The sequence below is a fragment of the Roseiarcus sp. genome (assembly GCF_049514155.1).
GTDB lineage: Bacteria > Pseudomonadota > Alphaproteobacteria > Rhizobiales > Beijerinckiaceae > Roseiarcus.
Genome location: NZ_JBEKVH010000086.1, coordinates 1 through 17,290, shown reverse-complemented (window position 1 = coordinate 17,290; position 17,290 = coordinate 1). Strand labels below are relative to the sequence as shown.

General features: G+C 67.6%; 18 protein-coding genes and 1 tRNA gene. 5 read left to right on the top strand and 14 right to left on the bottom strand.

Translation table 11 applies throughout. The features are described 5' to 3' along the window. Positions 1 to 200: 200 nt before the first annotated feature. The 4 genes from ABSF49_RS13345 to pyrE all read right to left on the bottom strand — a co-directional run bounded on the left by ABSF49_RS13345 (position 201) and on the right by pyrE (position 4,066). Positions 201 to 2,129 carry a sulfotransferase gene (locus tag ABSF49_RS13345; RefSeq protein WP_424113140.1) on the bottom strand — a complete coding sequence of 643 codons (1,929 nt, stop codon included), beginning with the start codon at positions 2,127 to 2,129 and terminating at the stop codon, positions 201 to 203. Positions 2,130 to 2,209: 80 nt separating this feature from the next. Next, positions 2,210 to 2,602: a holo-ACP synthase gene (acpS, locus tag ABSF49_RS13340; protein ID WP_424113142.1), complete on the bottom strand. Its 393-nt coding sequence runs from the start codon at positions 2,600 to 2,602 to the stop codon at positions 2,210 to 2,212. Positions 2,603 to 2,666: 64 nt separating this feature from the next. After that, entirely contained in the window at positions 2,667 to 3,416 is a 750-nt protein-coding gene (locus tag ABSF49_RS13335) for a pyridoxine 5'-phosphate synthase (RefSeq protein ID WP_424113139.1), read from the bottom strand. A gap of 47 nt (positions 3,417 to 3,463) precedes the next feature. Continuing rightward, positions 3,464 to 4,066 carry an orotate phosphoribosyltransferase gene (gene pyrE, locus ABSF49_RS13330; protein WP_424113138.1) on the bottom strand — a complete coding sequence of 201 codons (603 nt, stop codon included), beginning with the start codon at positions 4,064 to 4,066 and terminating at the stop codon, positions 3,464 to 3,466. 282 nt (positions 4,067 to 4,348) lie between these two features. Here pyrE and ABSF49_RS13325 point away from each other — a divergent pair, with 282 nt between their 5' ends. Continuing rightward, positions 4,349 to 4,744, top strand: a complete 396-nt coding sequence (locus ABSF49_RS13325) for a cupin domain-containing protein (protein WP_424113137.1) — start codon at positions 4,349 to 4,351, stop codon at positions 4,742 to 4,744. A gap of 300 nt (positions 4,745 to 5,044) precedes the next feature. After that, positions 5,045 to 5,120: transfer RNA gene (locus tag ABSF49_RS13320), tRNA-Thr, on the top strand. 23 nt (positions 5,121 to 5,143) lie between these two features. Here the strand turns inward: ABSF49_RS13320 and hydA are convergent. Both hydA and ABSF49_RS13310 read right to left on the bottom strand, forming a co-directional pair. Continuing rightward, a complete protein-coding gene (gene hydA, locus ABSF49_RS13315) occupies positions 5,144 to 6,568 on the bottom strand; it encodes a dihydropyrimidinase (RefSeq protein WP_424113136.1) in 1,425 nt (474 codons plus the stop codon). Between the two features lie 94 nt (positions 6,569 to 6,662). Continuing rightward, positions 6,663 to 7,682, bottom strand: a complete 1,020-nt coding sequence (locus tag ABSF49_RS13310; protein WP_424113135.1) for a trypsin-like serine peptidase — start codon at positions 7,680 to 7,682, stop codon at positions 6,663 to 6,665. 155 nt (positions 7,683 to 7,837) lie between these two features. Between ABSF49_RS13310 and ABSF49_RS13305 the strand changes: the two genes are divergently transcribed. After that, on the top strand, positions 7,838 to 8,272 hold the full coding sequence (locus tag ABSF49_RS13305) for a lipocalin-like domain-containing protein (RefSeq protein ID WP_424113134.1): 435 nt from the start codon (positions 7,838 to 7,840) through the stop codon (positions 8,270 to 8,272). 43 nt (positions 8,273 to 8,315) lie between these two features. Here the strand turns inward: ABSF49_RS13305 and bla are convergent, their stop codons facing one another. Beyond that, entirely contained in the window at positions 8,316 to 9,215 is a 900-nt protein-coding gene (gene bla, locus ABSF49_RS13300) for a class A beta-lactamase (protein WP_424113133.1), read from the bottom strand. Between the two features lie 316 nt (positions 9,216 to 9,531). Here bla and ABSF49_RS13295 point away from each other — a divergent pair, with 316 nt between their 5' ends. Further along, entirely contained in the window at positions 9,532 to 10,362 is an 831-nt protein-coding gene (locus ABSF49_RS13295; RefSeq protein WP_424113132.1) for a DUF998 domain-containing protein, read from the top strand. A 180-nt stretch (positions 10,363 to 10,542) separates the two neighbouring features. Here ABSF49_RS13295 and pheT read toward each other — a convergent pair whose 3' ends face one another. From pheT to ABSF49_RS13260, 7 genes are all read right to left on the bottom strand, one after another. Further along, positions 10,543 to 12,948 (bottom strand): phenylalanine--tRNA ligase subunit beta, encoded by a 2,406-nt coding sequence (gene pheT, locus ABSF49_RS13290; protein WP_424113131.1) that lies wholly within the window; start codon positions 12,946 to 12,948, stop codon positions 10,543 to 10,545. A 28-nt stretch (positions 12,949 to 12,976) separates the two neighbouring features. Next, positions 12,977 to 13,441, bottom strand: coding sequence for a hypothetical protein (locus tag ABSF49_RS13285; RefSeq protein WP_424113130.1), 465 nt, complete (start codon positions 13,439 to 13,441; stop codon positions 12,977 to 12,979). Next, entirely contained in the window at positions 13,434 to 13,760 is a 327-nt protein-coding gene (locus ABSF49_RS13280) for a hypothetical protein (protein ID WP_424113129.1), read from the bottom strand. The genes ABSF49_RS13285 and ABSF49_RS13280 overlap by 8 nt, the downstream gene beginning before the upstream one ends. Positions 13,761 to 13,836: 76 nt before the next feature. Beyond that, complete coding sequence (gene pheS, locus ABSF49_RS13275) at positions 13,837 to 14,919, bottom strand: phenylalanine--tRNA ligase subunit alpha (protein ID WP_424113141.1); 1,083 nt, start codon at positions 14,917 to 14,919, stop codon at positions 13,837 to 13,839. A gap of 162 nt (positions 14,920 to 15,081) precedes the next feature. Beyond that, on the bottom strand, positions 15,082 to 15,447 hold the full coding sequence (gene rplT / locus ABSF49_RS13270) for a 50S ribosomal protein L20 (RefSeq protein ID WP_424113128.1): 366 nt from the start codon (positions 15,445 to 15,447) through the stop codon (positions 15,082 to 15,084). A gap of 34 nt (positions 15,448 to 15,481) precedes the next feature. After that, positions 15,482 to 15,682 carry a 50S ribosomal protein L35 gene (gene rpmI / locus ABSF49_RS13265; protein WP_424113127.1) on the bottom strand — a complete coding sequence of 67 codons (201 nt, stop codon included), beginning with the start codon at positions 15,680 to 15,682 and terminating at the stop codon, positions 15,482 to 15,484. Between the two features lie 161 nt (positions 15,683 to 15,843). Beyond that, entirely contained in the window at positions 15,844 to 16,671 is an 828-nt protein-coding gene (locus ABSF49_RS13260) for an SDR family oxidoreductase (RefSeq protein WP_424113126.1), read from the bottom strand. A gap of 149 nt (positions 16,672 to 16,820) precedes the next feature. Between ABSF49_RS13260 and ABSF49_RS13255 the strand changes: the two genes are divergently transcribed. After that, the coding region (locus tag ABSF49_RS13255) for a carbonic anhydrase (protein WP_424113125.1) at positions 16,821 to 17,290 on the top strand (470 nt) is incomplete at its 3' end.

Below are 17,290 nucleotides of genomic sequence, written 5' to 3'. Positions count from 1 at the left end.
ACGGCGCGTTCCACAACGACTCGGACGGCTTCAACGGCCGCCTGCACATCGTTCGCTCGTTCTGAACGACGTCTATCTGACCAAAATCTCGGCCCCGGAGCGAAAGCTCCGGGGTTTTTTGTTTTCGCGGCAGGCGGCCTCGGGGATCGCCTCGTGGCGCCGCGCCTGCGGAAAGCGGCTCGGCTCGCGGGCGAAAGGCTTTACGTCTCTGCGCCGAGCGCCTCGAGCAGCGGTCGCAGGGCCGCGGCGTGGGCGCGCCAGCGGCCGACGGAAGCGCGATAGATCGGCTTGCGCACCTGATTGACGCTGGCGGTGCGGACGGGGCGCTTGGTGCGGTGGAACTCGAGGCACGTCGGGTCCCAGGGCAGGTCGAGGAACGCGATCATGCGCCGCGCCTGCCCCTCGAGATCGTCGACCACGGCTTCGTAATCGACCTCGAAGAAATGGGTCGCCGGCAGGCTCGTGCGCCAATGCGCCATCAGCTTGTCGTAGTCGCGATAAAACAGCCCAAGCTCGGTCTGATCGTAGGTGTAGGGGAGATTGGCCGCCTTGAAGATCTTGGAGTAGCAGGAGAGGCAGGTGTCGATCGCGTCGCGGCGGACGTGGATGATGCGCGCTTCGGGCAGGATCAGGCGGATCAGGCCGACATTGACGAAATTGCCCGGCAGCTTGTCGACGACGCGCGTCTTGCCGGGGGGCGGAGCGCCGGCCCGCGCGAGATAATCGTCGCCGAGCCGCGCGAGGTCGTCGCCCGTCAAACCGCCGAGGCCTTCGGGCACGCCGCCGATCTCGGCGGCGATCTGGGGCAGCGCGTGCAATTCGCCGGCGCCGTGAATCGCCGAATGGCTGGCGAGGATCTGCTCGATCAGGCTCGTGCCCGACCGCGGCATGCCGACGACGAAGATCGGCGTCGCCGACGGCGAGCCCGCGGCGGCGGCGATCGCGGCGGTGTGGGCTCGATTGGCGTCGGCGTCGTAGGCGAGCTGGGCGCGCTTCATGTGATTGCCGGCGTCGAGGTGGACGAAGGCGCGCTCGGAATCGCCGACGTCGAGATAAGCCTTGGCCAGCGCGAAATGCAGCGCCAGCGCCTCGCTCGGCTGCCTGAGCTCCACTTCGGCGAGACGCGATTCCATGGCGGCGAACGCGGAATCGCCGGCATCGAACTTGTCGAGGTCGGCATAGGCAAGCCACGCGACGGCGGCGTTCGCGCCGCCGTCAATGGCGCGGCGTAGGATGAGCCGCGCTTCCTCCGTGTCGCCCGCCTCCGCCAGCGCAGCGCCGCGCGCGGCGAGACCCTTGGCCTCGCCGTCGCCGCCGAGCGCGATCGCCTGGTCGAAGCAGGCGAAAGCCTCCGGCAGCCGGTTCATCAGCTTCAGCACGGCGCCGCGGCCGACGAGCGCGTCGACGTAGTTCGGTCGCAGCGCGAGCGCGCGGTCGAAGGCGGCGAGCGCCGGTTCGAAGCGCCCGATCGTATCGAGCGCGCGCCCGTAGCTCAGCCAGGCCTCGTGCGCGTTGGGTTGCAGCGCCAGCGCGCGTTCGTAGTCGGCGAGGGCGAGGCCGAACTCGCCGCGGATCGAACGGATGTTGGCGCGGACGAGATAGGCGTCGGCGAAGCGCGGACGCTCGGCGATCAGCGCCTCGACGGCGCGCAGCGCCTCGTCCTGCTCGCCCAGACGCGTCAGCGTGACGGCGTATTCCTTGCGACCCGCGAGGTGGTCGGGGGCGAGGCGGAGCAGGGCGACAAAGGCGGCGCGCGCCTCATCGAGGCGATCGAGCTTCTGCAGCGACGCCGCATTGAGATAGAGAACGTTGGCGTTGCGCGGTTGCCGCTTGAGCGCCGTGCGGCCGAGTTCGAGCGCCTCGCCGAAGTCTTCGGCGAGCACGAGGACTCCGACGTAGTTCTCGAGAAAGGCGAACTCGCTCGGCTTGAGCTCGAGCGCGCGCTTCATCAGCGCCTTGGCGTCCTGGACGCGTCCGGCCGAGGCGAGAAGCGCCCCGAGGTAATGGCGCGCCTCGGCGTTGCCGGGCTCGCGCGCGGCGATCGCCTCGTAGATGCGCGCGGCTTCGCCGAGGCGCCCCTGGCCGTGCAGGGCGAAAGCGTCCTGAAGGGTCGGCTGTCTGACGTTCATCGAAGGCCTTTCGCGCCCGCCTTTCGGGCCTCGCCGCGCCGCTGTCAAGCGCCCGCCGGCGCGCCCCGCCTCGGCGCCGCTCAGCGCGCCTCGATGATGACGAAAGCCTGCGCCAGCGGGGGCTCGTCGGTGATGGTCAAGTGGATGAACGCCTCCATTCCCGCCGGGGTGATGGCGGCCAGGCGCGCCGCCGCGCCGCCGGTGAGCCGCATCGTCGGCTGGCCGGTCGGCAGGTTGACGACGCCCATGTCGCGCCAGAACACGCCATGGCGCAGTCCGGTGCCGAGCGCCTTGGCGCAGGCTTCCTTGGCGGCGAAGCGCTTGGCGTAGGAGGCGGCGCGGCCGGCGCGCGCTTCCGAGCGCCTGCGCTCGATTTCGGTGAAGCAGCGCGCGACGAAACGCTCGCCGAAACGCGCCAGCGTCTCCTCGACCCGGCGGATATCGCAAAGATCGCTGCCGATGCCGATGATCATCGCGGCGCCCCGCCGCATTGCCCCTTCTCCCCGTGAACGGGGAGAAGGGACTCTCCCGACCTCCTCATTTCGCCCGGCTCCGCCCTTCCGCCATCGCCGCGCGCATCTGGCGCACGCTTTCGGCGAGGCCGACGAAGATCGCTTCGCCGACGAGGAAATGGCCGATGTTGAGCTCGACGATCTGTGGCAGCGCCGAAATCGTCCGCGCCGTGTCATAGTCGAGGCCGTGGCCGGCGTGGCATTCGAGGCCGAGCGAAGCGCACTGCGCCGCCGCGACCCTGAGCCGGCCGAATTCGTGATCCGCGCGTTCGCGCTCCTCGCGCGCCAGCGCGTCGCACCAGGCGCCGGTGTGCAGCTCGACCACCGGCGCGCGCAAGGCGGCGGCGGCGTCGAGCGCCTCGATCGAGGGTTCGATGAACAGCGACACGCGGACGCCGGCGCGGCCGAGCTCGGCGACGAACGGCTTGAGGTGGTTGAAGCCGCCGACCACATTGAGGCCGCCCTCGGTGGTGCGCTCGGTGCGGTTTTCCGGCACCAGGCAACAGGCGTGCGGCCGGATGCTGAGCGCCATGTCGAGCATCGCCTCGGTCGCCGCCATCTCGAAATTCAGCGGCTTGGCAATCGCCGCCTTGAGCCGACGCATGTCGTCGTCGTGGATGTGGCGGCGATCCTCGCGCAAATGCGCGGTGATCCCATCGGCGCCGGCCTCGATCGCCAGCAGCGCCGCCCGCGCCGGATCGGGAACCGCGCCGCCGCGCGCGTTGCGCACCGTCGCGACGTGATCGACATTCACACCCAGCCGCAGCTCGGCCATGGCCGCACTCCTTGTCGTCGCCTCGCCCGTCGCGGGGCCGTTTCGCCTCAGCCGGCGAGCGCGCGGCTGCCCGGCTTGACCGCGGGCGTCGCCGCGAGCTCAGGCGGCAGCGCGTCGGCGGGATAGGCGGGAATGTCGAGCGTCGCCAGCGCGACGCGCGGAACGCCAAGCTCGGCCTTGCCGCCCGAGCGGTCGATCAGGCAGGCCGCGCCGACGATTCTGCCCGGATGCTCGGCGACTGCCGCCAGGCATTCGCGCGACGACAGGCCGGTGGTGATGATGTCTTCGACCATCAGCACGCGCGCGCCCGCCGGGATGACGAAGCCGCGGCGCAGCGTGAAGGCGCCGTTCTCGCGCTCGACAAAGATCGCCTTGGCGCCGAGCCAGCGCGCCGTCTCGTAGCCCGGCACGATGCCGCCGACCGCCGGCGAAACGACGACGTCGATCTTGCCGAAGGCGGCCTCGACTTTGCGCGCCAGCGCGCGGCACAGAAGCTCGGTGCGGGCGGGGTCCTGAAAGACGAACATCTTCTGCAGGAACACCGGCGAATGCAGTCCGGAAGAGAGGATGAAATGCCCCTCGAGCAGCGCGCCGGCGGCGCGGAATTCGGCCAGCGTCTGTTCCGGCGTGAGGTCGGGGGCGGCGTCCATGGGCGCTTTCATAGCAGGACGGACCGGCGACGCCAAAACGGTTGCGAGTCCCCATGAATCGCCCTCATCATGAGGAGTGCGGCGCCAGCGGCGCGTCTCGCACGATGAGGGCGACGCCGCTCTCCGGCTGGTCGGAGTTGAGGACTGCGCCGGCTTCCTCGTCGTTCGAGACGCCCGCTTTGCGGGCTCCTCACGATGAGGAAGCCCTTGCGCCTCGCCGCCTCGCGCTTGCCACAGTGGCCCTGCGCGCCCAATTTGACGCGAACGTTCAAGGAGCCCGGCATGCGCGCCTTTGAGACGAGGACCCTCGGCGCCGCGCCCGACGCGGTCGCGCCCGACGGAACCGCGGTGAGGCTGCTCGCCGCGCTTTCGGGCGGCAGCTTCGCCCATTTCGAGCTGCCGGCCGGCGCGATCTCGCACGCCGTTGTTCATCGCACGGTGGAGGAGATCTGGTGGTTCGTCGCTGGTCGCGGCGCGCTCTGGCGCCGCTCGGGCGAGCTTGAGGAAGTCGTCGCGGTCGGCCCCGGCGTTTGCGCGACGATCCCGCTCGGCACAAAGTTCCAGTTCCGCGCTTCCGCCGAAGCGCCGCTCGCCTTCGTCGCCGTCACCATGCCGCCCTGGCCGGGTGACGCCGAGGCGGAGGTCGTCGAAGGAAAATGGCGCCCGACGGTCGGGTAGCGGGCGACGTGGTCTCCAGCCGCAAGGTCGCCGTCGCGCCGCAGTCGCTCATTGACGGCTTGGCTGCAATTTTGCGCGAGGAGAACTTGAACTCGAACTCGAGGACGGCCTTCGAACGCCGCCGCGGGCGGTGCGCCTTTTGGCGCATCCTTGACTTCAAGTTCTCCTCGCGCCCACGCTCCGCCAAGCATTCAATGAACGAATCCGTCCATAGACCGCCCATTAAGGCCGCGTGTGTAGGACCTTGCCTGCCTTCGCCCGCGCTGTTAGCCATCTGCGCTTGCGAACCACGTTTGGCCCGCCGGATTAGCTCAGTTGGTAGAGCAGCGGTTTTGTAAACCGAAGGTCGGGGGTTCAAATCCCTCATCCGGCACCACAAACCCGAAGCGCGCCCCCGCCTCACCCGGCCTTCGGCCGCGCGTAGGGCGAGAGGCCCCGCTTGAGGAACTGACCCGCGCCCTTTTCGCCGACGATTTTGCCGTCTTCGGCGACGACCTTGCCGCGCAGCATCGTCATCACTGGCCAGCCGGTGACCGCCATGCCCTCGTAGGGCGTGTAGTCGGCGCCGTGGTGCATGAACTCCTGGCGGATCGTCTCGCGCTTGTTGGGGTCCCACAGCACGATGTCGGCGTCGAAGCCGACGCCAATCGCGCCTTTGTGCGGATAAAGGCCGTACATCTTGGCGTGGTTGGTCGACGTGAGGGCGACGAATTCGTTGACCGTAATGCGGCCCTCGACGACGCCCTTGGAATAGAGGATCGGCAGCCGCGATTCGACGCCGGGGATGCCGTTGGGCACCCATTTGAACGAGGTGCGCGCCTTCGGGTTCAGCTTGCCCTCCGAGCCCTCGTAGAAGAACGGGCAATGGTCGGACGAGAAGGTCTGGAACACGCCGGTGCGGATGCCCTCCCAGATCGCCTCCCACGAGGCGCGGTCGCGCGGCGGCGGCGAGCAGACGTATTTGCCGCCGCTCTCGTCCATGTTGAGGCCCTTGAGGTCGTCGGCGGTCAACGCAATGTATTGCGTGCAGGTCTCGCCATAGATCTTGAGGCCGCGCCGCTGCGCCCAACGGATCTGTTCCATCGCCTCGCGCCCTGAGACGTGGACGATCATGATCGGCGTGTCGAGCAATTCGCCGTGGCTGATCGCGCGGTGCGTCGCCTCGCGCTCGACCACCTCGGGCCGCGAAACGGCGTGGTAGTAGGGCGCCGTCTTGCCCGCCGCCTCGAGCCGCTGGGTCATGAACTTGATCGCGTCGTAGCCCTCGCAATGGACCATCACCAGCGCGCCGCATCCGCGCGCGCAGTCGAACACCTCGAGCAACTGGCGATCGTTGAGCACCATGTCGTCGTAGGTCATGAACACCTTGAACGACGAATAGCCGTCGGCGACCAAGGCCGGCAGTTCCTGGCCGAGCACCGAGGGCGTGGGATCGGTGACGATGAGGTGGAAACCATAGTCGCAATACGAATTGCCGTCGGCCTCCTTGTGATAGGCCATCACCGAGGCGCGCAGCGACGCGCCGCGCGGCTGCAGCGCGAACGGCAGCAGGGTGGTGTTGCCGCCGGCGATCGCCGACCGCGTGCCGGTCTCGAAACCGTCGGCCATTTTCGGTCCGCCGAAGGCGTTCTGGGCGAGATGGACGTGGCTGTCGATGCCGCCGGGCATGACCAGCAGGCCGGAGGCGTCGATCACCCGCGCGCCATCGGTGAGCTTGTCGGCGATGGCGACGATCTTGCCGCCGCGCACGCCGACGTCGGCGCGGAATTTGTCGGCGGCTGTAACCACTTCGCCGCCGCGCACGATCAGTTCATATTCGCTCATTGACGCCTCGCCTTCGCTTTCACGACGGATTCCAAGCATAAAGGGCGCCTACGCCCAGGGTCGACCATTGCGTCGATTGACCGCGCCACGGGCCTCAAGGCTGCATGCCGCCGCCGTTGTGGCCGCCGCGTGACGCTCCGCTTGGGCTTGGGCTTGGGCTCGGGCCCGCGCCCGGCGTCGCTCCGGCCATGGCGCCCTTGCAGCTGCCGGAGACATAGGCGAGCAGCGGATTGAACTCCGCCGCGGTGAGATAGGCGGCGCCCTCGCCGCCGGGGTAGTTGGTGAACTGGAACGACGTCACCGCGATCAGCGCGTTCTTGTCCTTGCCCTCGGCAGTGGAGAAGTTGACGATCCACGCTCCGCCGCTGGTGCCGAAGGTGAGGTCGGTGGTCGGCGCCCATTGCACGACGATCCCCGGATACGATTTGTCGAGCATCGGGATCGCATCGGCGAAGAACAAGGCGCCGCCCGACTTCTGCACGATCTGGCCGTTGAGGATGTCGCTGGCGTAGCCGACCCGCGTCGCGTAGCCGTACTTGCCCTTCCAGTCGAGCGTGTAGGGCATGATTCCGGTTGGGCTTTCGCCGTCGGTGAGCAGCATGGCGAAATCGTGCTGGTCGGCGACCAGCTTGGCGTCGTCCCTCTCCGCCGTCTTCATCGCGGCGAAACTGCCCGGCAGGGTCCACAGCGGATTGACTGCGCCGCAGAGGATCTTGAACGGCGCGCCCTCCTGGTTCTGGTACTGCAGCCAGAACGTGCCCTTGGTCACGTCGGGCCACGGGCCGTTCGGCTTGTCGGCGAGGTCGCGCAGACAATGGGCGGCGGTCAGCACCACGTTCGGCTTGATGAACTGCCCGGTGCATTCGACGATCGCGCGCGGGTCCTTATCGGTCGGGTCGGGGATCGCCAACAGGCCGACCCATTTGAGCGGCGCCAGGCTCGGATTGCCGGTGGTCGCCTCGGCCGGCGCGGTGTCGGGGATCACCTGCGCCAGATGGATCCAGCCGTGGTTTCCGCCTGCGCGCGCCGCCGCGTCGGCGAGAACCGCCGCCCGCGTCGCGCCGACGCTCGCGACGGCGGCGAGCGCAACGACGGCGAAGCCCAATGCGCGCATGCGAACCCCCGGCCGTTGCGCCTGATCAGCGCCGTCAAGCTTAACCGCGACCGGGCGACGAAAAAAGGTGGGCGGCCGCGGCGCTGCGCCGCTGGCGCGATCGCTGCCTTGCGCTCTAAGATCGCCGCCGCCCGCCTGGCGAGGAGCTTGACGCGATGAAGACAATCGCCCGCCGCTTGCTGACGCCGCTGCTCGCGGCGCTCTTCGTCGCCGGCGCGGCGGCGGCTGAGACGCCGACGCTGGCCAACCGGCTGGTCGGCCATTGGAGTCTGGTCTCGGTCGCGATTGGCGGCCAGAAACCCTACGGCGCCGATCCGCAGGGCTCGATGTTCTTCGACGTCGCCGGCCATTACGCGGTCGTCGTCATCGGCGTCGGCGGAGCCGGCGCAATCGCCTATTTCGGCGAATATACGCTCGACGAGGCGACGGGCGCCCTGTCGTTGCACGTCGACGCCAGCAACCGCGCCGGCGCCGCGGGGCGCGACGAAAAGCGGCTGGCGCAACTCGACGGCGACGCGCTCACCCTTCGCAGCGCTCGCGCCTCCGGAGGCCTCGGCGGCGTGACGCTGGTGTGGAAGCGCGCCGACTAGCCGGCCGTAACGCTCGGCGACCGGTCTGCGGCATGCGCCAGCGTCAGAACGTCTCGGCGATCAGCGCGCCGATCTCCTTGTGGACGGCGTTGCGGGCGTCGATCGAAGCGGTCGAGCCGGTGAAATAGACGGCGGCGAAGAGCGGCGCGCGATCGGGCGGACGGATGATGGCGATGCAATTGGTCGATCCGTAATCGCCGGTGCCGGTCTTGTCGCCGATGCGCCACGATTCCGGCAGGCCGGCGCGCAGGCGCTTGTCGCCGACCTTGTCGTTGATCAGCCAGCTTTCGAGCCGCCGGCGCGAGGATTCGCCGAGCGCGCTTCCGGTGAGAACCGCCCGCATGTCGCCGACCATCGCCCGCGGGCTGGTCGTGTCCCTTTCGTCGCCGGGGGTCGAGGCGTTCAGCTCGGGTTCGATGCGATCGAGCCGCGTCACCGAGTCGTCGAGCGAACGGGCGAATTGGGTGAAGCCCGCCGGGCCGCCGATCGATTGCAGAATGAGGTTGGCGGCGGTGTTGTCGCTCCAGTCGATCGCCGCGGCGCAGAGGTCGCCGACGCTCATGCCGCCCTCCGCCACATGCGCCTTGGCGACAGGGGCGTAGGAGAGGAGGTCGGCTGTCGTGTAAGCGATTTTGCGATCGAGTCGCTCCGCTCCGTCGTCGACGCGTTTCAGCGCCGCGGCGGCGGCGAGCAGCTTGAACGTGCTGCACATCGGGAAGCGCTCATCGTCGCGATAGCCGAGAGTGGCGCCGGAGGTCGTGTCGAGAAGCGCGACGCCGAGCCGTCCGCCCTCGCGCGCCTCGATCGCAGCGATCTTCTCGCGCGCGCTCTCGACCGTCGAAGCGGCGCGCGCGGCGATCGGCGCGAGACAGGCCGCGGCGCCGAGCAGGAAGGCGCGGCGGCTGCCGCCGTGGCGGCGCTCCCCCACGGCAGAAAATCGCATCGATTTGTCGCGCCAGATGTTCACTTCGCCCCCTAGATCCTGAATGATCAGCCCCCCTCGACAGGTCTGGCGGTACGTTAGCTCAGGGCTGATTTCTCGCCCAGAGCAGTTTTCGCGCGGGCAGAATCGACGGGGATTCCCGGCTTAACGGACTTTTGATTGATGGATGTCGAAGACGTCCGGGTCGAGCGACAAGGCGGGGCGAGAGCCTTGTGCCGCCGCCGGCGTCACGCGGCGATCGAATCTCGAATTCCGGACATTCAGAACCGCTGGAAATCTCCTCGGTCGCGCTCTGAGTACATTCCGACTCTGATAGGTGGAGCAAAAGACCGATAGCGTTGAAGCGCGATCAGGCGCCTCGTCCGAAGTATTGCGGGCGCGCTGGCATGCGCCGGGCGATCGACGGGAGAGTTGCACTGTGCTGGAAAATAGGGCGAATGATCCGCCGGGATCGATCGTAGATAGCCATTCGCGCCGCCAGGGCTACGGGAGCGCGTATGATTTCGCAGGCCTGGGCAAACAGGCCGCCGCGGTTTCGATCCTGGCGACGGCGTACTTCTTGGCGGCTGCGGTTGGCGCTCACATCGTCAACACACAGTATAACGTCTTCAGTGACTACATCAGCGACTACGCCGTAGGCCCCTTGGGATGGATCTATGGATCGGCTTTCCTCGCATCCTGCCTGGGATGTCTCGCTCTCGCGATTTCCGTCGCTCTCGTGGTTCCACCGGAGGCGCTGTCGAAGACGGGGGCCGTCTTGCTGGCCGTTGTCGGCGTCAGCTTTGCGATCGACTTCGCCTTTCCGACGGATATCCTTCCCCCCGGAGCGCCGCCAACGACAACGGTCGGCGCGATTCATTTGGTGGACGCTCTTTTCGGATGGGTGCTCTTCACGATTGGTGCCATCTTGATTTCGACGCGATTGAGACGCGACGCCTATTGGAAGACGTGGCAGCCGATTCTGACAACCCTCGCTTGGCTGTCGGTGCTGCTCCTTGTCGTGCTGATCGTCGTCGTCGTCTCAAAGGCGCCTATCGGCGGCCTCGCCGAGAAGGCCTTCATATTGGATCGCAACATTTGGGGGCTGATGCTCGCCATATTGATTTTCACGGCGCCCAGAAAACTCATAAGTCAGGCTCGGCGGTAAGCAGCGCTGAGCAAACGATTATGGCCGCTCGACTGACAGTGAATGTCGCGTGTGGGATAACTCGCGTCGTTCTGCCGCCGGCGACGAAGAACCGCGACGGGTCGATTCCCGACCTTTTCGGGGGGGAATCAAGTGCCGAGTTTTGATCGCCAGCAGCCGTTCGCGTCCTCGGGCCGAGCGTCATTGCCTCAGCGTCGCGCCGGTCTTCTTGCCGACTTCGGCGACGACCTTGGCCACTGCCGCCTCGATCTCGGAATCGGTTAGTGTGCGCTCGCGCGGCTGCAGCGTCACCGCAATCGCAACTGACTTCTGACCCTCGGGCACGCCGGGGCCGCGATAGACGTCGAACACGTCGGCGGCCGCGATCAGCGCGCGATCGGCGCCAAGCGCGGCCTTGAGAATGTCGCCCGCCGGCGCGCTTTCGGCGACGACGAAGGCGAGGTCGCGCGACACCGGCATGAACTCGGAGCGTTCGAGCTTCGGCTTGGCCTTGGTCGGCCGCGCCTTGGCTGGCGGGATCGCGTCGAGGACGATCTCGAAGGCGACCAGCGGCCCCTCGGCGTCGAGCGCTTCGAGCGCGCTTGGGTGCAGCTCGCCGAACCAGCCGACGATGTTCTTCGGTCCGAACTGCAGCGTCGCCGAGCGGCCAGGATGCAGGAACGCGGGGCCGCCGGGCGCGATCTGCACGGCGTTCGCCGCGACGCCGAGCGCGGCGAGCAGCGCCAGCGCATCGCTCTTCGCGTCATAGGCGTCGACCGGACCGCCGCCGCTCCAGTGGCGGCCTTCGCCGCGCGCCTTGGCGAAGCCGCGCCTGACGGCGGCCGCTGCGACGCGCTGGTCGTTCTCGCCCGCGCCGAGGAAGATCTGCCCGACCTCGAACAAGGCGCCATCGGCGAACCCGCGCCGCGCGTTGCGCTCCGCCGCGGCGACGAGGCCGGGGATGAGGCTCGGCCGCATGTCGGAGAGATCGGCGGCGATCGGATTGGCGAGCGCGAGTTCGGGCTTGCCGCCGCCGAACAATTCGGCCGCCGGCCTGGCGATGAACGACCACGTCACCACTTCGCGCAGGCCCAGCGCCGCGAGCGCGCGCTTGGCCAGCCTTGTGCGCTTCTGCAGCGGTGTCAGCACCGGGGCCGGCACGCCTTCATCCAGGCGCGGCAGCGCCGCCGGCGGCACGCGGTCGAGGCCGGCGATGCGGACGATCTGCTCGACAATGTCGGCCTTGCCCTCGACGTCGGGCCGCCAGCTTGGCACGATCGCCTTGCCGTCCACGAGCTTGAACCCGAGCCGCGCGAGGATCGCCTCGCCTTCGCTCTGCGGGATGTCGATTCCGAGCAGCCGTTTCACTTCGCTATAGGGGAAGTCAATCGTGCGCTTCGGCTTGACCGGATCGCCCGCGACGATCAGCCGCGACGGCTCGCCGCCGCAGAGGTCGACGATCAGATGCGTCGCCAGCTCGGCGCCGGGGACGCAGAAATCGGGATCGACGCCGCGCTCGAAGCGATAGCGCGCATCGGTGACGATGCCGAGCTTGCGTCCGGTCTGGGCGATGTTGGGCGGGTCCCACAGCGCGCTCTCGACCAGCACGTCGCGGGTGTTCTCGTCGCAGCCCGAATGCTCGCCGCCCATCACGCCGGCGATCGACTCGACGCCGTCGTCGTCGGCGATGACCACCATGGAATCGTCGAGCGCGTAGGTCTTGCCGTCGAGCGCCAGTACGCTTTCGCCGGCGCGCGCGCTGCGCACCTGCAACGCGCCCTTGACCTTGGCCGCGTCGAACACGTGCAGCGGCCGGCCGCGGTCGAAGGTGACGTAATTGGTGATGTCGACCAGAGCGCTGATCGGCCTCAGGCCGATCGCCCGCAGCCGCTTCTGCATCCACTCCGGCGACGGGCCGTTGGTGACGCCGCGCACTAGGCGCAGCGCGAAGGCGGGGCAGAGGCGCGCGTCTTCGGGCGCGAAGTCGAGCTTGACCGCGGTCGGACAGTCGAAGCTTGCAGCGACCGGGCGCGGCGCGTGGGTCTTCAGCTTGCCGAGGCCGGCGGCGGCGAGATCGCGGGCGATGCCGGAAACGCCGGTTGCGTCGGGCCGGTTGGGGGTCAGCGACACGTCGATCACCGGATCGTCGAGGCCGGCGTAGGTCGCGTAAGGCGCGCCGACCGGCGCGTCGTCGGGCAGTTCGATGATGCCGGCATGGTCGTCGGAAAGCTCGAGCTCGGCCGCCGAGCACAGCATGCCGTTCGACTCGATTCCGCGGATCACGCCCTTGGCGAGCGTGATCTTCTTGCCCGGGATATAGGTTCCGACCGGCGAGAACACGCTCTTCATGCCGGTCATCGCGTTGGGCGCGCCGCAGACGACCTGCACCGGCTTGTCCCCCGCGTCGACCATGCACAGCCTCAGCCGGTCGGCGTTGGGGTGCGGCTTGGCCTCGATCACCCGCGCGACGACGAAGCCCTTGTACTTGGCGCCCGCGTCCTCGACGCCCTCGACCTCGAGCCCGACGCGCGTCAGCGCTGCGACGATCTCGTCGAGCGACGCCGTGGTTTCGAGGTGGTCTTTGAGCCAGGAGAGGGTGAGTTTCATCGGTCGTGAGCTTGTATTGGATGAACGGTCAGCGTCGTTTGAGAAGAAGTTGCGCCGCAAGGCGACGCATAATCGGCGTCGGAATGGCCTCGACGATCTGGCAAGCGCCGCGCGCCTGTTCGATCAACTCCGCGACCTGGGACTTTCCAAGTGGAAACGTTCCTGGAATGTAGTCAGCCTGAGTCCGCGCCTGATTGAGCCGGACGAAGGCGGCGCCCAACGCCGCAATCTCATCTCCAAAGGACGTGCCTATGTCCCTTGCTCCCAGCAGTCTCTGAGCGACCGCGTGATCGAGCGCCCTGTAAGCGATCGTGTAAGTCTCCCAATCCGATCCGCTATAGGTTACGAGCGTTGCGGCGCACCGCGCCGCGAGCGTCTGAAAGACCGCGTAGTAGGCGGTCGAAACTGCCCGCCTCAGTAACGCTTGCCTCGGCGATGTCTGTTGCGCGGCCGTCGCCAGCAGTTGGGCGACGTCCAACAGGTCTTTATCCATTTGTGCGCTCGGTTCGGTCGCTTCCCGAATTCGGCGAGGCGTCGACGGGGAATTCATCGTCGGGATGGACGAGACTGAGGTAAGGGAAGCGAATTTCGCCGTTCTTCAACAATTCATTGCGCAAGGCTGCGGCGGCCGAATTGATCACATCGCCGCGCACCACAGGAACGCCTGTGACGAGAATTGCGTTGACGAACAGCGAAGGCGCGTCGTCTACATCGGCTCCGCTACGGACTTCGACACGATCATAGCCGTGGCCCTCGAGCGCTTTGCGTAGGATACGATCCGCGAGCACGGAAACGTCTTCATCGGTCAGCATCGACGCTCCTTTGGCGGTTGTTGCCCGGTTGAGTACTATCCCAGAAATAGGTACGGGCGAAGTTTCCGTCCTCTCGTCACCCGCTCAATCCCCCCGCCAGCGTCGGCGCGTCGAGCGGCTTGAAGCCGTAATGGTCGATCCAGCGCAGGTCGGCGTCGAAGAAGTCGCGCAGGTCGGGCAGGCCGTATTTGAGCATGGCGATGCGGTCGATCCCCATGCCCCAGGCGTAGCCCTGGTAGACCTCGGGATCGAGGCCGCAGTTGCTGAGCACGTTGGCGTGGACCATGCCGCAGCCGAGAATCTCCAGCCAATCCTCGCCTTCGCCGAAGCGGATCTCGCCGCCCGTGCGCCGGCACTGGATGTCGACTTCCATCGACGGCGAGGTGAAGGGGAAGAAGCTCGGCCGGAAACGCATCCCAACCTTGGGCACCTCGAAGAACGCCTTGCAGAATTCCTCCAGCACCCACTTCAAATTGGCGAGCGTCGCCGACTTGTCGATCACCAGCCCCTCGACCTGATGGAACATCGGCGTGTGGGTCTGGTCGGCGTCGCAGCGATAGGTGCGGCCGGGGCAGATGACGCGGATCGGTGGCTTCTCGCTCAGCATCGTGCGCACCTGCACCGGGCTGGTGTGGGTGCGCAAGAGCTTGCGCTCGCCGTTGGCGTCGGGGGCGAAGAAGAACGTGTCGTGCATCTCGCGCGCCGGATGGCCGGGCGGGAAGTTGAGCTTGGTGAAATTGTAGTCGTCGGACTCGATGTCCGGCCCCTCGGCGATCGAAAAGCCCATGTCGGCGAAGATCGCCGTGAGTTCGTCGAACACCTGGCTGATCGGATGAATGCGGCCGGCGTCGATCGCGGCGCGGCGCAGCGGCAGGCTCATGTCGAGCGCCTCGCGCTTGAGCCGCGCCTCGAGCGCCAGCGCCTTCAGCGCCGTGCGGCGCTCAGCGAGCGCATGGGCCGCTTCTTCCTTCAGCGCGTTGATCGCCGCGCCGGCGCTACGGCGCTCGTCGGGCGACATCGCGCCCAACGTCGCCAGCAGCGCGGAGATCGTACCCTTCTTGCCGAGCGCTGCGACGCGCGCCACTTCCAGCGCCGCTTCGTCGCTCGCGGCGTTTATGGCGGCCAGGGTCTGTTCGCGCAGGGAAGAGAGATCGGTCATGGCGGGCCTGTCGAACGAGTCGGCGCCGCCCAATTCCTTCTCCCGCTTGCGGGAGAAGGTGGCGCGCAGCGCCGGATGAGGGGTCTCGAAGGCACGGGGCTCGGGCGGCATTCGCCCTTGCCCTGGCCCTCTCCCACAAGCGGGAGAGGGGATTGGCTGGCTTTACGCCGCCTTGGGCAGGTGGCCCTTCGCCTTCTCGACGATCGCCGCAAACGCCGCCGGCTCGCTGATGGCGAGATCGGACAGCACCTTGCGATCGACCTCGACCCCGGCGGCGATGAGGCCGGCGATCAGGCGCGAATAAGTGAGCCCATGAATGCGCGCCGCCGCGTTGATGCGCTGGATCCACAGGGCCCGGAACTCGCGCTTGCGATTCTTGCGGTCGCGATAGGCGTATTGCATCGCCTTCTCGACCGCCGCCTTGGCGGTGCGGATGGTGTTCTTGCGGCGGCCGAAATAGCCGCTGGCGGCTTTGAGAACTTTCTTGTGTTTGGCGTGGGCGGTTACGCCGCGCTTGACGCGAGCCATGGTCGATCTCCGGGAATTTGAGGGGCGAGGTCCGTCAGCCGTTCGGCAGGAAGAACTTCTTGATGTTGTCGCCGTCGGTTTTGAACAGGACCGCGGTGCCACGCTTGTTGCGGATCTGCTTGGTGGTCCGCTTGATCATGCCGTGGCGCTTGCCCGACTGGGTGTAGACGACCTTGCCGGTTCCCGTGATCTTGAAGCGCTTTTTCGCGCCCGATTTCGTCTTCAGCTTGGGCATTTGGCTCTCCCGGGCTTGGCGCCCTGTTGGAAAATTGCCGGGCCTTGCGGCCCGTTCGCGTCGGAATGAGCGAAAAGAACCGCCACGGCAGCCCTTTAACAGCCGGGCGGTTCGGATAGACGCGCGCTTTTAGGCGAAAGCTGGGGTCAGCGCAAGGGCGCTCATATCCGGAAGACGCGCCGCATCAGGCGCATTTGCGCCTGCGCTCCGAGAAGCCGGCGCAGCGGGACGAAGCGTCGCGCGTCAGGGCCGGCGAGGTAGCGCATACGGTCGCTTGGGTCGGTTGCGGCGCGGTAGATCGTTTCGGCGACGAGTTCAGGCGGGCTCGAGTTCTCAGTGATGCGTTTGCGCGCCGCCTTCACTTTTTCCATGAAGGGGGCGTAATCGGGCATGGCCGAATAGTCCAAGGCATCCAGCGACCGGCCGCCGAAATTGGTGGCGATCGCGCCGGGTTCGATCACCTTCACCCGGATGCCGAGGGCGCCGAGTTCGTACCACAACCCCTCGGACAGGCCTTCGACCGCGAATTTCGAGGCGTTGTAGAGCGCGTAGGACGGCACCGTCATCAATCCGCCGACCGAGGTGACGTTGATCAGCGTCCCGGCGCGATTGGCGCGAAAATGCGGCGCGACCGCCTGAACGCAGGCGATCAGGCCGAAGACGTTGACGTCGAACTGCCGCTCGATCTGCCGGCGGGTTCCCGCTTCGACCGGCCCGAACGCGCCGTAGCCAGCATTGTTGAGCCACACGTCGATCCGACCGAACGCCTCGAGCGCCGCCGCAACCGCCGCGCGCGGCCCGTCCGGCTCTTGCACGTCGAGCGCAATGCGTTTCAGAGCGGCCGATTCGACGAGATCGCTTTCGGCGGCCGGGTTTCGCATGGTCGCCGCGACATTCCAGCCCTTGGAGGCGAAAAGCCGCGCTGTCGCCTTGCCGATGCCGCTGCTCGCGCCGGTCACCACGATCGTTTGGGTCCGGGCTTCCGCCACGCCAAATCCCTTTCCGCGTTCGCCGACCGGCGATCGAGAAACTAACGCGCTCGCCCTGGGCCCACAAGGTGCGACGCTCTTGCCAGCGGCCCTCGCCGCGGCTTAGTTGCGCTGCAGCAAAGGCGTGTCTCTCGGGCCCGACGATCGTCATGGACAGTCTCCTCGAAGGTTACCGCCGGTTCCGCGCCGAGACCTGGCCGGCCGAGCGCGCGCGTTACGAGGCGCTGGCCCACTGGGGCCAGAGCCCCGAGACGATGGTGATTTCCTGCTCGGACTCGCGCGTCGATCCGCAGACGGTGTTCGGCGCCGTGCCGGGCGAAATGTTCGTGCTGCGCAACATCGGCGGGCTGGCGCCGCCCTACGAGCCCGACGGCGGCCATCACGGCGCCAGCGCCGCGATCGAGTTCGGCGTCCGGGTGCTGAAGGTCAAGCGGCTGGTCGTGCTTGGCCACGGCCAATGCGGCGGCGTGCGGGCGATGGCCTATGGCGCGCCGCCTGAGGCGCCGGACTTCGTCGCCTCCTGGGTCGACATCGCCCGGCCGGCTTTGCTCGCCGCGGCGGGCGCGGACGAAAATTCGCGGCTGACGGCGATCGAGGCCGCCGTGGTGCGGCTGTCGCT

What these genes read in the sequence shown, in the direction of transcription:
- ABSF49_RS13280 (WP_424113129.1), bottom strand. Translation starts at nt 13,760, where the DNA reads ATGCTGACCGATGAAGACGTTTCCGTGCTCGCGGATCGTATCCTACGC.
- bla (WP_424113133.1), bottom strand. Translation starts at nt 9,215, where the DNA reads ATGCGATTTTCTGCCGTGGGGGAGCGCCGCCACGGCGGCAGCCGCCGC.
- ABSF49_RS13305 (WP_424113134.1), top strand. Translation starts at nt 7,838, where the DNA reads ATGAAGACAATCGCCCGCCGCTTGCTGACGCCGCTGCTCGCGGCGCTC.
- hydA (WP_424113136.1), bottom strand. Translation starts at nt 6,568, where the DNA reads ATGAGCGAATATGAACTGATCGTGCGCGGCGGCGAAGTGGTTACAGCC.
- pheT (WP_424113131.1), bottom strand. Translation starts at nt 12,948, where the DNA reads ATGAAACTCACCCTCTCCTGGCTCAAAGACCACCTCGAAACCACGGCG.
- ABSF49_RS13335 (WP_424113139.1), bottom strand. Translation starts at nt 3,416, where the DNA reads ATGGCCGAGCTGCGGCTGGGTGTGAATGTCGATCACGTCGCGACGGTG.
- pyrE (WP_424113138.1), bottom strand. Translation starts at nt 4,066, where the DNA reads ATGGACGCCGCCCCCGACCTCACGCCGGAACAGACGCTGGCCGAATTC.
- pheS (WP_424113141.1), bottom strand. Translation starts at nt 14,919, where the DNA reads ATGACCGATCTCTCTTCCCTGCGCGAACAGACCCTGGCCGCCATAAAC.
- ABSF49_RS13345 (WP_424113140.1), bottom strand. Translation starts at nt 2,129, where the DNA reads ATGAACGTCAGACAGCCGACCCTTCAGGACGCTTTCGCCCTGCACGGC.
- rpmI (WP_424113127.1), bottom strand. Translation starts at nt 15,682, where the DNA reads ATGCCCAAGCTGAAGACGAAATCGGGCGCGAAAAAGCGCTTCAAGATC.
- ABSF49_RS13285 (WP_424113130.1), bottom strand. Translation starts at nt 13,441, where the DNA reads ATGGATAAAGACCTGTTGGACGTCGCCCAACTGCTGGCGACGGCCGCG.
- acpS (WP_424113142.1), bottom strand. Translation starts at nt 2,602, where the DNA reads ATGATCATCGGCATCGGCAGCGATCTTTGCGATATCCGCCGGGTCGAG.
- rplT (WP_424113128.1), bottom strand. Translation starts at nt 15,447, where the DNA reads ATGGCTCGCGTCAAGCGCGGCGTAACCGCCCACGCCAAACACAAGAAA.
- ABSF49_RS13310 (WP_424113135.1), bottom strand. Translation starts at nt 7,682, where the DNA reads ATGCGCGCATTGGGCTTCGCCGTCGTTGCGCTCGCCGCCGTCGCGAGC.
- ABSF49_RS13325 (WP_424113137.1), top strand. Translation starts at nt 4,349, where the DNA reads ATGCGCGCCTTTGAGACGAGGACCCTCGGCGCCGCGCCCGACGCGGTC.